This window comes from Flavobacterium anhuiense (assembly GCF_001705175.1).
In the GTDB taxonomy this organism is placed as follows: domain Bacteria; phylum Bacteroidota; class Bacteroidia; order Flavobacteriales; family Flavobacteriaceae; genus Flavobacterium; species Flavobacterium anhuiense.
On the sequence record NZ_CP016907.1, the window covers coordinates 3,698,848 to 3,712,142 of the forward strand.

Below are 13,295 nucleotides of genomic sequence, written 5' to 3' on the forward strand. Positions count from 1 at the left end.
AAAACGATCATGAAAAAAATAATAGTATCAATAATAGCTTTTTCTCTATTAGCAGTTTCTTGCAGCGATTTTATTGAAAAAGAACAAAGAGGAACACAGACTTTAGAAAATTATTTTCAAACTGCGCAAGAATGCGAAAATTATGCCAATGAGTTAACACAGAGATTGTTGCTGGCCAAAGATTGGTGGACACTAACAGCTCCAAGAGTGACCAACGAAATGTCTACAGATGACGCTTGGATGGGAAATACAGGACAAGACAGCGGAGCTCATAGACCATGTTCGCAATACATTATTACTCCTGACAATATGGGAGATATGAATAGTATTTATACTGCGCATTATTATACCATTCAATCTGCCAATATAGGTTTAGAAAGAATGGCTAAATCGCCAATTACAGATGCCCAGAAAAACCAATATATGGGAGAATCTTTATTTGTGCGTGCATATTGCTACTACGAATTGGTAAATCTCTTTGGAGGTGTGCCTTTATATACAAAATCATTAGGAACAGGAGATTTAACTTTACAGAGAAGTTCTGCTGCAGAAGTATATGCGCAAATTGAAACTGATCTTAAAGATGCGGCGGCTAAATTAGAAAGTGCTCCTGTAAATAGAGACGGTAGAATAAACAAATGGGCGGCTTATGCTTTATTGGCACGTGTTTCTTTATTTCAAGAAAAATGGGCTGAGGCAAAAACCTATTCGAACAAAGTTATCACAGAAGGACCTTTTCAGTTAGAGGCAGATTTCTTAAATATTTGGAATGTAAACAATCATAACGGAGTAGAATCTATTTTAGAAGCGCAGTCTTCTTCTGTTCAAAACAGAGATTTAGGCGCGGCATTGCCAACTTTATCTGGAGCAAGAGGAGAAGACAAGAAGAATTTTCCAAGTAATGATGCTGCTGATGTTTTAGACGGATGGGGATGGTGTATGCCAACAAGTGACTTAGAAAATGCTTATCTTTCTGAAAATGATGTGATTCGTCGTAGAAGTACTATCACAAAATGGGGAGAAGCAGCTTATGGAGATGAAGTTTTAAACCCAACACATAAGTTTAGCTTAAACGATAATAAATCAGGACGTATTTGCCGTAAATATTATATTCCGATTGCAACTCGTCGTTCTTTAGATAAAAAAGACGGACACTTACCGCTAAACATTCCATTAATTCGTTTGGCGGAAATGTATTTGACAAGAGCAGAAGCAAATTATCATTTAGGTGGAGATGCTTTAGCAGATATCAACATCATTAGAGCACGTGTGAAATTGGATCCAAAAACAGGAATTTCGGGACCAACTTTATTGAGACAAATCTACAAAGAACGCCGTTTAGAATTGGCTTTTGAAGGATTGCGTTTATTTGATATCCGCCGCGAAAAAGACCCAACAACAGGAAGACCGGTTATAGAATCTTTAATGGGGCCAAACGGAACTTTTGTGAAATATAATTTAAGTTCAACAGATCCCTATGAAACAACTAACTTGAGAGAACCGCAAGACAAAGGAATCAATTTTGATCCTTCTAAACACTTATTGTGGCCAATTCCGCAAGTAGAAATCGATTTAAGTGGTAATGTCATTAAACAAAATCCTGGATACTAAAATGAAGTTTAATAATCAAAATAAAGTGAGTCTGCTGTGTGCAGGCTTACTTTTCGCAAGTTCCCTTTTTGTAAGCTGTGATGCTGAAAAATCTGAAAATTCAGGTTCAGAAAATGTTGTTGCGGAATTAAATGTGAGTTTAGACATGAATCTTCAAACCATGGAAAGTTTTGGAGCTTCGGATGCTTGGCAATGTAATTTTATTGGAAAAAATTGGCCTACTGACAAAAGAAATAAAATAGCCGATTTATTATTCAGCCAAGGTTTAGATGCTGACGGAAATCCAAAAGGAATTGGATTGTCTTTGTGGCGTTTCAATCTTGGGACAGGAAGCGCAGAACAAGGTGACGCAAGTGATATTACAGACGAATGGAGAAGAACGGAATGCTTTACTGCTGATGGAGTTTCGTACAATATGTCAAAACAAGCAGGTCAGGTTTGGTTTATGAAAGCCGCGAAAGAACGTGGTGTAGACAAACTTTTAGCTTTTGCCAACAGCGCACCTGTTTATTTGACTCAAAATGGAAAAGCTCATGCGACGATCAAAGAATTTTACAATTTAAAAGAAGGTAAAATGCCAGATTTGGCCGATTTCTGGGCAACATCCTTAGAAAAGTTAAAAACAGAACATGGTTTGACTATCGATTATGTGAGTCCTTTTAACGAACCGCAATATGAATGGGATGGTTCTGGACAAGAAGGTTCTCCAGCAACCAATGCTAATATTTATAGTTTTGTAAATGTCCTTTCGCCAAAATTACAATCAAAAGGCTTAGATGCAAAAATTGTAGTGGGAGAAGCTGGGTCTTATGAATCTTTATACAAAACTGTTTCAGGAAAAGAAAGCAGATCCAATCAGATCGATTATTTTTTTGCCGCTAATTCTTCTAAAAATATTGGCGGTTTAAGCAATGTAAAAAAGACAATTTCTGGACATAGCTATTGGCAGGCTTGGCCGTTGCAAGAAATGATTTCTTCCAGACAGTCAGCAGCTGCGAGAATTCAATCGGTTGGTGGAGTTAGTCTCTGGTCATCTGAATATTGTGTGTTAGAAAGTCCGGGAACTGCTGAACTTCCGGGCGGAGCTGGAGCAGGTAGAGATTTAGGAATCTCATTAGCACTTTGGACAGCACGCATCATCAGCACAGACATTGCTGTTGGAGGTGTCACCTCTTGGCAGTGGTGGACGGCAGTAAGTCGTGGTGATTATAAAGATGGATTAATTCACGTAGATGATGGAACAAGCAACGGAGCAGGAAATGCCGATTACTGTAAAAATGACGGATACATCAGAGATTCTAAAACGCTTTGGGCTTTAGGAAACTTTTCGTTCTTCGTTAAACCGGGAATGGTAAGAGTTCAAATTCCTAGTGTTGACAATTCAACTGCTTTAAACGATGTTATGGTTACAGCTTATAAAGATGCGACAAATAAAAAGCTGGTAATTGTTGCCGTTAACATAAGCAAATCGACGAAAGCCTACAAATTAAATCTTTCAGGCGGAGCTGTAACAGATAATAAATTAACGCCTTACATTACTTCTGAAACATTGAGTTTGAAAAAAGGAACAGCGGTTGATGTTGCTGGTTTTGAAATTCCAGCTAGATCTATAGTAACCTACGTAGGAACGTATAAATAAGAATAAAAAATTAACCGCAAAGACACAAACAAAAAACGTAATCCGATAGCTATCGGGAGCAAAGCTAAAAATAAGCTTAGCGAACCTTGCGATAACTTGGCGTCTTTGCGGTTAAAAAACAAAAATATAAATGAGGAAAATATATCTCTCGCTTTTATTGGTAATTAGTTCGCTGTCTTTTGCACAGCGAACTGTTACCATCAGCACAGATAATGTAGTACAAACCATGGACGGTTTTGGAGGTTCTGATGCTTGGAGAACACAGTTTGTGGGTAAAAACTGGCCAGAACAGAAAAAAAATGCCATTGCAGATTTATTGTTTAGCAAAGAAATCGATGCACAGGGAAATCCAAAAGGAATCGGACTTTCGATTTGGAGATTCAATTTGGGTGCAGGAAGTGCAGAGCAAGGAGAAAACAGTAAAGTTTCAGACGAGTGGAGAAGAAGTGAATGCTTTTTGAATGCCGATGGAACTTACGATTTTTCAAAACAAGAAGGCCAAAGATGGTTTCTGCAGGCAGCCAAAAAACGCGGAGTAGAAAAATTCCTGATTTTTACCAATAGTCCGCCAGTGCATATGACGAACAACGGATTGTCTTTTGCTTCTCAAAAGAATAAACTGAATCTAAAAGATGGTGCAATTCCAAAATTTGCTGATTTCTTAGTTCAAAGTATTCAGGGATTGGAGAAAAAAGAAGGAATCAAATTCGATTATGTAAGTCCGATAAACGAACCGCAATGGGAATGGATGCCAAAAAATGGGGATACCAACAGTCAAGAAGGAACACCAGCGACCAATCAGGAAATATATGATTTAACCAAATCACTTTCAGAGAAACTGAAAGCAAAAAAAATGAGCACTGAAATTGTGATTGCAGAAGCTGCGCAAATCGATTATTTGTACGAAAATGTAAATGCCGAAAATCGAGACAATCAGATTGATTATTTCTTCGGAAACACTAAGACCAATGTAGCTAAGTTTTCAAACGTAAAAAATGTAATTCTCGGGCATAGTTATTTTACTACTTGGCCAATTGAAAGACAAGTTTTAAGTCGAAAATTGATTGCCGCAGAAGTAAAACAAAAACCAGGATTAAAATACTGGCAGTCGGAATATTGCATTTTAGAAAATCCGGGAGAAGCTGAAATTCCGGGAGGTTCTGGCGGCGGAAGAGATTTAGGAATGCAGACTGCTTTGTTTGTAGCCCGTTTAATTCATAATGATATTGCCGTTGCCAATGCCGCATCATGGCAATGGTGGACTTCTATTACAAGAGTTGATTACAAAGACGGCTTAATTTATCTGGATGATGGAAAAAGTAACGGAGGTACGGCTCCAGATTATGTGAGAAATGATGGAGAATTTCACGATTCCAAATTGCTTTGGGCTTTAGGCAATTATTCGCTTTTTGTACGTCCGGGAATGCAGCGAGTTGATGTTCCAAACCAAAATGAATTGGATAAAGCAAACGATGTAATGCTGACCGCTTACAAAGACATTCTAAACAAAAAACTGATTGTTGTTGCTGTAAACTGTGGCAAAGAAGCTCAGAAATACAAATTCGATTTATCAAAAGGAACTTTAAAAAACAATGAGTTCATTCCTTACATAACTTCTGATGCATCAAATTTAAAAAGAGCTGAAGTTCAAAAAAATGGAAATTTAGAAATTCCTGCAAGGTCAGTAGTGACGTTTGTGGGAGAATTGCAATATTAAAAAATTGTTTCAAGTTTCAGGTTTCACGTTCAAACCTAACTTGAAACTTGAAACCTGAAACAAAAAATAACTAAAAACATGTTAACTAAGAAAACTCTAATTCCCGTCCTTCTCTTTTCGTGTGTATCGGCATTTAGCCAGATATCATTTGGAGATTCTAAAAAAATAAATGACAGCTGGAAATTCAATCTTCAAGAAACTCCAGATGCAAAAAATGTTGCTTTTGATGATACTAAATGGCAGAGTGTAAATGTACCGCACGATTGGAGCGTAAAAGGCCAGCTGAGTCCAACTCTGGCAAGCTGTACAGGTTATCTTCCGGGAGGGATTGGTTGGTACAGAAAATCAATCAATATTCCGCAAAGCAAAGCAGGAGAAAAAGTATATTTGTATTTTGAGGGAGTTTACAACAGAAGCGAAGTTTTTATCAATGGAAAATCATTAGGAAAACGTCCAAACGGCTATATTTCATTCGCTTATGATGCTACACCTTTTGTGAAATTTGGAGGAGAAAACACCATTTCAGTACGTGTTGACCATAGCCAAAGTGCCGATTCAAGATGGTACACTGGTTCAGGAATTTACAGAAATGTTTGGTTGGTTTATGCAAACCCAGTTCACATTGCACAATGGGGTGTATATGCTTATCCAGAAGTGAAAAAAGGTGCTGGAACATTGAACGTTGAGGTTGATGTAGAAAATGGTTCTGCTTTTAAATCTACATTGACTGTTGTAAACGAACTGTTTTCAAAAGATGGAAAATCGGTTGGAAAAACAACTTCTAAAGTTGAAGTGGCAGCAAATCAAAACGGAAAAATTTCAGCCAAAATCAACGTTAAGAATCCTCAATTATGGGATTTAGACAATCCAAATTTATACGAATTGAAAACTACTGTTTTACAAGACGGTAAAGAAATAGACAAAGCGGTAACTCAAACAGGTTTTAGAAGTTTTACATTCGATCCAAATAATGGTTTTGCCCTTAACGGAAAATGGATGAAAATGAAAGGCGTTTGCTTGCACCATGATGCGGGAGTTTTAGGATCTGCAGTTCCAAGAGAAGTTTGGGTAACTAGATTAAAAACCCTGAAAGAAATTGGAGTAAACGCAATCCGTACTAGCCATAACCCGCAAGCGCCAGACTTCTATGAACTTTGCGATGAATTGGGATTATTGGTTTTAAACGAAGCTTATGACGAATGGGAGTTTCCAAAACGTAAATGGCTAGAAGGATGGAATTATGGAACACCTGGATTTGAAGGCTCGTTTGATATTTTTGCTGATTGGGCAGAAAAAGATTTAGAAGATTTCGTACGCCGCGACAGAAACCATCTTTCCGTTTTTGGATGGAGCATTGGCAATGAAGTGGATTATCCAAACGATCCGTATTCTCACCCAGTTTTAGATCAGGGGAAAAACGGATTTGGACAGGCTGCTTATGGAGGCTATAAAAAAGACGCTCCAGATGCCATGCGACTTGGAGCAATTGCAAAACGTTTGGTGGCTGCAGTAAAGAAATACGACAAATCTCGCCCAACAACAGCAGGTTTAGCTGGAGTTGCCATGTCTAACGAAACAGAATATCCAGGCGCTTTAGACATTACAGGCTATAATTACACAGAAAGCAAATATCAGTCAGATCACGAAAAATATCCAAAGCGAGTGATTTTTGGAAGTGAAAATGTACATGATATGGAACCTTGGCTCGCAGTAAAAAACAACAAACATATTTTCGGCCAGTTCCTTTGGACAGGAATCGATTATTTGGGAGAATCAGGAAGATGGCCTTCACGAGGATTTTACTCAGGTTTAGTTGATTTTGCTGGAATTATCAAACCAAGAGGCTATTTCCGCCAGTCATTATGGTCAGATAAGCCGATGGCGTATTTGGGAACTTATCCATTAGTAAATGAAAAAGATGTTTCTAAAGACGCATGGGCAATCTGGAATTACGAAAACGGTCAAAAAATCCGTGTGGTTTGTTATACCAATGCAGAAAAAGCACGTCTGGAATTGAACGGGAAAGTAGTGGGAGAAACGAAACCCTACGATGAAAAAACGGGAATAATCTATTGGGATATTCCGTTTGCTTCAGGAAAATTAGAAGCAGTTGGTTTAGATAAAAGTGATAAGGAAGTAAGCCGTTATGCCATTACTTCTACTCAACAGCCATTTGAGTTAACTATTGCCGATAAGGATATCACCATTAGTAAAGATAAAGGCGTTGCTAAAATTATGGTTCAGGTAAAAGACCAAAACGGACTTCCAGTAATGCTTTCAGACAACGAAGTGACTTGCACCATCAATGGAGCAGCGACTTTATTAGGTTTGGAAGCAGGAAACAATAGCGATATGACCGATTACACAGATAATGTACAGCGTGTTTTCCACGGACATATAGCAGCATATATTCAGGCAAATGGAGATTCGACAGCGCCAATAAAAGTAAAATTTACAAGCCAGTGGCTAAAACCTGTTGAGGTTACTGTAAATGTGAAATAAGAAAGCAAGAAAAGACCTGACAGGTTTTTAAAACCTGTCAGGTCTAATTTTTGTCTGCAACAATAAAATTTCATTATATTTAAAGTGTAAAAACCACACATAAAACAACAGATGAAAATTACAAACTTACTTACAATGGCTATAGGAGCCTTTTTTCTATCAGCCGCAACTAACGCTCAAAACACATTTCAAAAAGAAGAATTTAAACAATGGGCTCAGACTCCGCCCATGGGTTGGAATAGCTGGGATTGTTACGGACCAACGGTTGAAGAACACGAAGTAAAAGCCAATGCCGATTATATGGCAAAAGAGCTCAAGAAATTTGGATGGGAATATGTCGTTGTAGACATTCGTTGGTTTGTCGAAAATGATAAAGCAGGCGGTTACAATCAAACAGATCCACGTTATGTAATCGATCAATACGGGAGATATCTTCCAGCTGTTAATCGATTTCCTTCAGCAAAAGACGGACAAGGTTTTAAACCACTAGCCGACTATATCCATAAAAAAGGATTAAAATTCGGAATCCATATTATGCGTGGCATTCCGAAAAAAGCTGTTGAAGAAAAAATGCCAATTAAAGAAGCAAACGGAATTACAGCAGATCAGATTTATTCAACAGCATTACAATGCGAATGGCTGAGAGACAATTATACAGTTGTAGCGGATAAACCAGGAGCACAGGAATACTACAATTCTATTTTCGAATTATATGCACAATGGGGAGTAGATTTTATTAAAATTGATGATTTGTCTAGACCGTATCACGAAGGCGAAATTAATTTAATTAGAAGCGCCATTGATAAATGTGGGCGTAAAATTGTTTTAAGCACATCACCAGGAGAAACCCCAATCTCAGCAGCGCCACACGTATCTACACATGCTAATATGTGGCGTATGGTAGATGATGTTTGGGATACATGGCCGCATATCACGCATTTAATGGATGTGGCACAAAAATGGTATCCGTATATCGCCCCGGGAACATGGCCAGATTGCGATATGATTCCGTTAGGACGTATTTCGATTAGAGGAGAACGTGGGAACGACAGAATGACTCGTTTAACAAAAGACGAACAATATACTTTAATTACATTTTTCAATATCTTCAAATCACCATTGTTTTTTGGCGGAGATTTACCAAGCAATGATGCTTTCACCTTATCGTTATTAACGAATAAAGAAGTAGTAAAAATGCATAACGAAAGTACTGCAGTAAAACAGCTTTTTCAGAAAGATGGAAAGATTGCAGTCACTTCAAAAAATGCAAAAGATGGGAGTGTTTATTTAGCTTTATTTAATATTTCAGATAAAGATTCGCAGAAAGTATCCGTAAATCTTTCAGATCTTGGAATTTCAGGTACTGCGGAAGTTTTAAATATGTGGACAGGAGAAAAATCTAAATTAAATTCGAAAGAAATTGGAGCCGATTTAAGACCTCACGCTTCAGTGTTATATCAATTAAAAAGTAAAAAATAAATGAAGAGAATATTTTTTTGTCTTGTATCATTACTAAGCCTTTTTGATCCTTTACAAGCCCAAAATACAGCAAAAGGAATTCCGCCCGTCATTGCCGAAAAAGATCTAACAGCTTATTTATTCGTTTATTTTATTGGGAATAAAATAGAAGAAGAAGCGGTTAATTATGCCGTAAGTACTGATGGATATCATTATTATGCCCTTAATAACAACAAACCTGTTATAGACAGTAAGAAAATAAGCTCGACAGGAGGAGTTCGTGACCCGCATATATTGCGTGGCGAAGATGGTAAGACTTTTTATATGGTTTTGACTGATATGACTTCTTCAAAAGGTTGGGACAGCAATCGTGCAATGGTTTTATTAAAAAGCACTGATTTAGTAAACTGGAAAAGCAGTATTGTCAATATTCAAACTACATTTCCAGGAAACGAAAACCTAAAACGTGTTTGGGCACCACAAACTATTTACGATACAAAAGCGGGTAAATACATGATTTACTTTAGTATGCAACATGCAGGAGGACCGGATAAAATTTATTACGCTTATGCGAATAAAGATTTCACGGCTTTAGAAAGCGCTCCTAAACTGTTATTCGTTCCAAAGTCAGGAAATGCTTGTATTGACGGGGACATAATTGAAAAAGATGGGGAATATCATCTTTTTTACAAAACAGAAACCAATACGCCTGGAATCAAAGTGGCAGTTACAAAAGATTTGACTTCTGGAAGCTGGATTGAAAATGACCATTATTTGCAGCAGACAAAAGATGGAGTAGAAGGTTCGAGTGTTTTCAAATTAAACAATTCAGACGAGTATATTTTGATGTACGACGTTTACACTAAAGGAAGATATCAATTTACAAAAACGAAAGATTTAGAAAATTTCAGCGTAATTGACAATGACATTTCAATGGATTTTAATCCGCGTCATGGAACAATTCTTCCAATAACCCGTTCTGAATTAAAGCGAATTACAGACAAATGGGGAATGCCAGCAAAACTTCCAAAAGTAAATCATAATCCTGTTTTGGAAGGGTATTATGCCGATCCTGAAATTTTATATTCAAACAAAACAAAAAAATATTACATCTATCCAACAAGCGATGGATTTGACGGCTGGTCAGGTTATTATTTCAAAACTTTTTCGTCAGATAATTTATTGGATTGGAAAGATGAAGGAGTAATTTTAGATCTTAAAAAAGACGTGGCTTGGGCAAACAGAAATGCTTGGGCACCATGTATCGTAGAAAAAAAGATAAAAGGAAAATATAAGTATTTTTACTATTTTACTGCAGCACAAAAAGTTGGAGTTGCGGTTTCTGATAATCCCACAGGACCTTTTAAAGACAGCGGAAAAGCAATTGTAGCTGCAAGACCAGAAGGAATAAAAGACGGTCAGGAAATTGATCCTGATGTTTTTACAGATCCCAAAACGGGTAAAAGTTATTTGTATTGGGGAAATATGTATATGGGCGTTGCAGAGCTAAACCCGGATATGGTTTCAATAAAAAAAGGAACAACAAAAGTAATTACTGTTGACAGTACTTTCCGTGAAGGAACCTATGTGATTTATAGAAACGGAAAATATTATTTCTTTTGGAGTGAAGATGACACCAGAAGTCCAAATTACAAAGTAAGATACGGGATTTCAAATTCACCAACCGGACCAATTGAAATTCCTAAAAGCAATATTGTAATTCAAGGAAAATCAGAAGAAGGAATTTATGCTACGGGGCACAATTCGGTTTTACAAATTCCTAACAAAGATGAATGGTATATTACGTATCATAGATTCTCATATCCAACAGGAATCAAAATGGGAGATGCTGGAGGCTTTCATCGTGAAGTCTGCATTGATAAACTAGAGTTTAATGCAGATGGAACTATTAAACAAGTTGTTCCAACTCATGGTGGAGTTGATGCTTTGAAAAAGTGATATCTACTTAAAAATAAAAAAAAGCTGTTTCTAAATGAATAGAAACAGCTTTTTTATTTTTATAAAAGTTTGAATTACGCCGTTTGATCGTCTATAGTTGCATCAGGAGCATTTTTTTTAACAGACTCAATTCCATTTTCTCTTGCTGCTACGCTCTCATACATTTCGCTTGCACCAATAATTTGGCCATTTCCAGCTTTTAAATTGAAATATGGTTTTCCGCTGCTAGATTCTTTTCTGTCATAACGGTTATCGTCTGCTGCATTGTTTTTTACAGATTCGATACCATTATTGCAAGCTGCTTTTGTCGAGTATCCTTCACTCGTTAAAATAGTCTGACCGTTACCAGCTTTTAAATTGAATTGGAACTCTCCGTTGGCTCTAGTAGTGATTACAAATTTTCCCATGTAGTTTACTTTTAAAGTTAGGTATATAAATTTTGCTATTGATAAAAATACAAAACTTAGTAATATAAATCATACGTCAATTTGAAAAAATCATTACGATAATCATAATAAATTGATTTATGGAATTAAATTAAGCAGACTTTTTTTGATTTAAGCAAATAATAGTATTTGTGTATAAAGACAATTTTTTAAAGAAATAGTATCAAGATAAATCTCTCTTGCTGTGTGTTGTATTTGTAATTTTTTTTATTTTTAAACTATGAAAGAAATCAGCGAAATTCTTAAAGCATATTCACAAGCTAAGGCAGAAGAAAAGAAAACAGCTTTGGCAACCGTAGTAAAAGTCGAAGGTTCGTCATACAGGCAGCCAGGAGCACGTATGTTGGTGACCGAAGATGGCATGCTGACCGGCGCAATAAGCGGTGGATGTTTAGAAGGAGATGCATTGCGAAAAGCTCTTCTTTCTATAAATCAAAAGCAAAATAAACTTGTTACTTATAATACTAGTAACGAGGATGATGCCGAAGTTGGTTTACAGCTTGGATGCAACGGAATTGTTCATATTCTTTTTGAATACATTGATGAGGAGGTCGAAAACAATCCGATTCAGCTTTTGCAGCAACTCGAATTAGAAAGAAAAGAAGCAGTAATAGTAACAGTTTTTTCTTTAAAGAGAAATGCTTCTCAGATAGGGACAACTTTGTTTTTTAGAAAAGACAGTCCAGTTTTAACTCTTGATAATGAAGCTTTAAGTCTGATTTCAGATGTAAAAGAAGCACTGGAAAATAAAACCACAGTTGTTAAAAAACTTCAAGAAGAAAACGGGAGAGAAGCTTTAATCGAATACATAAAACCATCTATTTCATTGGTTATTGCCGGAGCAGGAAACGATATCCAGCCATTGGTAAAAATGGCTGCTGTTTTAGGATGGAGAACTCATATTGCTGAAGGACGTGCAACGCATGCGACTGCAAAGCGGTTTCCTAAAGCCAGTGAGATTTCGGTTGTAAAACCTGAGCAATTTCTGGAGAATATAACCATCGATGATCAGACTTATTTTCTTTTGATGACCCACAATTACAAATACGATCTGGCACTTTTAAAATTATTATTAGAAACCAATTGCCATTACATTGGCATTCTAGGTCCAAAATCTAAATTCAGCCGAATGCTGGATGATCTTTTAATTGAAGGAATTACAGTAAATGAAGAACAGTTAAGCCGAATTCACAGTCCCATAGGTTTGGATATCGGAGCTGAAACCTCAGAGGAAATCGCCATTTCGATTGTTTCTGAAATTAAAGCCATTGCCTCTGAGCGTGTTGGGACATCGTTGAAATATAAACGGGGCAAAATTCATAATGAAATTCATTATGGAAAATAAAAATCATCAGAAAATTGGCATTATCATTCTTGCAGCTGGAAATTCGTCTAGATTAGGCAGACCCAAACAGTTACTAAAGCATAAAGAATCAACTCTTCTGAAAAACACGATTTTAGAAGCTTTAAAGATTCAGAATTCTTTTTTAATAGTGGTGACAGGTGCAAATCATGATATAATTGAAAAAGGGATTAATTTGCCTGAAATAAAACTTTCATTCAATTCTGAATGGGAAAAAGGAATGTCTTCTTCAATTGTCAAAGGAATTACGGAATTATTATTTCTAAATCCCGATTGCGAACAATGTATTATATCAGTCTGTGACCAGCCTTTTTTAACGAGTTCAATTTTCGAGAATTTAATCAGCGTATCTAAGAAAACTGGAAAAGGAATTTCAGCTTCAGCTTATGCAGAAACTTTAGGAACGCCAGCTTTATTTCATCAAAAATACTTTCAGAAACTTCTTGAATTGAAAGGAAAAGAAGGAGCCAAAAAACTCATTAAAAAATATACTGATGATGTCGTTTCAGTTCCTTTTGAAAAAGGAAATATTGATATTGATACGGAGGAAGATTATACTCAGTTGATTTCTTTTGATAATTGACAAAGGTTCAAAGTGAC

The 13,295-nt window shown here is 36.6% G+C and carries 9 protein-coding genes; 8 read left to right on the forward strand and 1 reads right to left on the reverse strand.

The window, feature by feature from the left end:
- Positions 1–9: 9 nt before the first annotated feature.
- The 6 genes from BB050_RS16070 (at position 10) to BB050_RS16095 (ending at position 10,886) form a co-directional block, all read left to right on the forward strand.
- Entirely contained in the window at positions 10–1,611 is a 1,602-nt protein-coding gene (locus tag BB050_RS16070; RefSeq protein WP_066034256.1) for a RagB/SusD family nutrient uptake outer membrane protein, read from the forward strand.
- Position 1,612: 1 nt separating this feature from the next.
- Entirely contained in the window at positions 1,613–3,250 is a 1,638-nt protein-coding gene (locus tag BB050_RS16075) for a glycoside hydrolase (protein WP_066035196.1), read from the forward strand.
- Positions 3,251–3,380: 130 nt separating this feature from the next.
- Complete coding sequence (locus BB050_RS16080) at positions 3,381–4,967, forward strand: glycoside hydrolase (RefSeq protein WP_066034257.1); 1,587 nt, start codon at positions 3,381–3,383, stop codon at positions 4,965–4,967.
- A 78-nt stretch (positions 4,968–5,045) separates the two neighbouring features.
- The gene (locus tag BB050_RS16085) at positions 5,046–7,469 is read left to right on the forward strand and encodes a glycoside hydrolase family 2 TIM barrel-domain containing protein (protein WP_066034258.1); all 2,424 of its coding nucleotides are present in this window, start codon (positions 5,046–5,048) and stop codon (positions 7,467–7,469) included.
- A 111-nt stretch (positions 7,470–7,580) separates the two neighbouring features.
- Positions 7,581–8,948 (forward strand): glycoside hydrolase family 27 protein, encoded by a 1,368-nt coding sequence (locus tag BB050_RS16090; RefSeq protein WP_066034259.1) that lies wholly within the window; start codon positions 7,581–7,583, stop codon positions 8,946–8,948.
- Positions 8,949–10,886 carry a glycoside hydrolase family 43 protein gene (locus tag BB050_RS16095; RefSeq protein ID WP_066034260.1) on the forward strand — a complete coding sequence of 646 codons (1,938 nt, stop codon included), beginning with the start codon at positions 8,949–8,951 and terminating at the stop codon, positions 10,884–10,886.
- Positions 10,887–10,960: 74 nt separating this feature from the next.
- Here the strand turns inward: BB050_RS16095 and BB050_RS16100 are convergent, their stop codons facing one another.
- Positions 10,961–11,293, reverse strand: a complete 333-nt coding sequence (locus BB050_RS16100) for a YegP family protein (RefSeq protein ID WP_066034261.1) — start codon at positions 11,291–11,293, stop codon at positions 10,961–10,963.
- 259 nt (positions 11,294–11,552) lie between these two features.
- On the opposite strand from BB050_RS16100, the gene BB050_RS16105 reads away from it, so the two are divergent.
- Complete coding sequence (locus tag BB050_RS16105; RefSeq protein WP_066034262.1) at positions 11,553–12,677, forward strand: XdhC family protein; 1,125 nt, start codon at positions 11,553–11,555, stop codon at positions 12,675–12,677.
- A complete protein-coding gene (locus BB050_RS16110; RefSeq protein WP_066035197.1) occupies positions 12,667–13,278 on the forward strand; it encodes a nucleotidyltransferase family protein in 612 nt (203 codons plus the stop codon). Before BB050_RS16105 ends, BB050_RS16110 begins: the two co-directional genes overlap by 11 nt.
- The last annotated feature ends 17 nt before the right edge of the window (positions 13,279–13,295 follow it).

What these genes read in the sequence shown, in the direction of transcription:
- BB050_RS16070 (WP_066034256.1), top strand. Translation starts at nt 10, where the DNA reads ATGAAAAAAATAATAGTATCAATAATAGCTTTTTCTCTATTAGCAGTT.
- BB050_RS16085 (WP_066034258.1), top strand. Translation starts at nt 5,046, where the DNA reads ATGTTAACTAAGAAAACTCTAATTCCCGTCCTTCTCTTTTCGTGTGTA.
- BB050_RS16075 (WP_066035196.1), top strand. Translation starts at nt 1,613, where the DNA reads ATGAAGTTTAATAATCAAAATAAAGTGAGTCTGCTGTGTGCAGGCTTA.
- BB050_RS16090 (WP_066034259.1), top strand. Translation starts at nt 7,581, where the DNA reads ATGAAAATTACAAACTTACTTACAATGGCTATAGGAGCCTTTTTTCTA.
- BB050_RS16105 (WP_066034262.1), top strand. Translation starts at nt 11,553, where the DNA reads ATGAAAGAAATCAGCGAAATTCTTAAAGCATATTCACAAGCTAAGGCA.
- BB050_RS16080 (WP_066034257.1), top strand. Translation starts at nt 3,381, where the DNA reads ATGAGGAAAATATATCTCTCGCTTTTATTGGTAATTAGTTCGCTGTCT.
- BB050_RS16100 (WP_066034261.1), bottom strand. Translation starts at nt 11,293, where the DNA reads ATGGGAAAATTTGTAATCACTACTAGAGCCAACGGAGAGTTCCAATTC.
- BB050_RS16095 (WP_066034260.1), top strand. Translation starts at nt 8,949, where the DNA reads ATGAAGAGAATATTTTTTTGTCTTGTATCATTACTAAGCCTTTTTGAT.
- BB050_RS16110 (WP_066035197.1), top strand. Translation starts at nt 12,667, where the DNA reads ATGGAAAATAAAAATCATCAGAAAATTGGCATTATCATTCTTGCAGCT.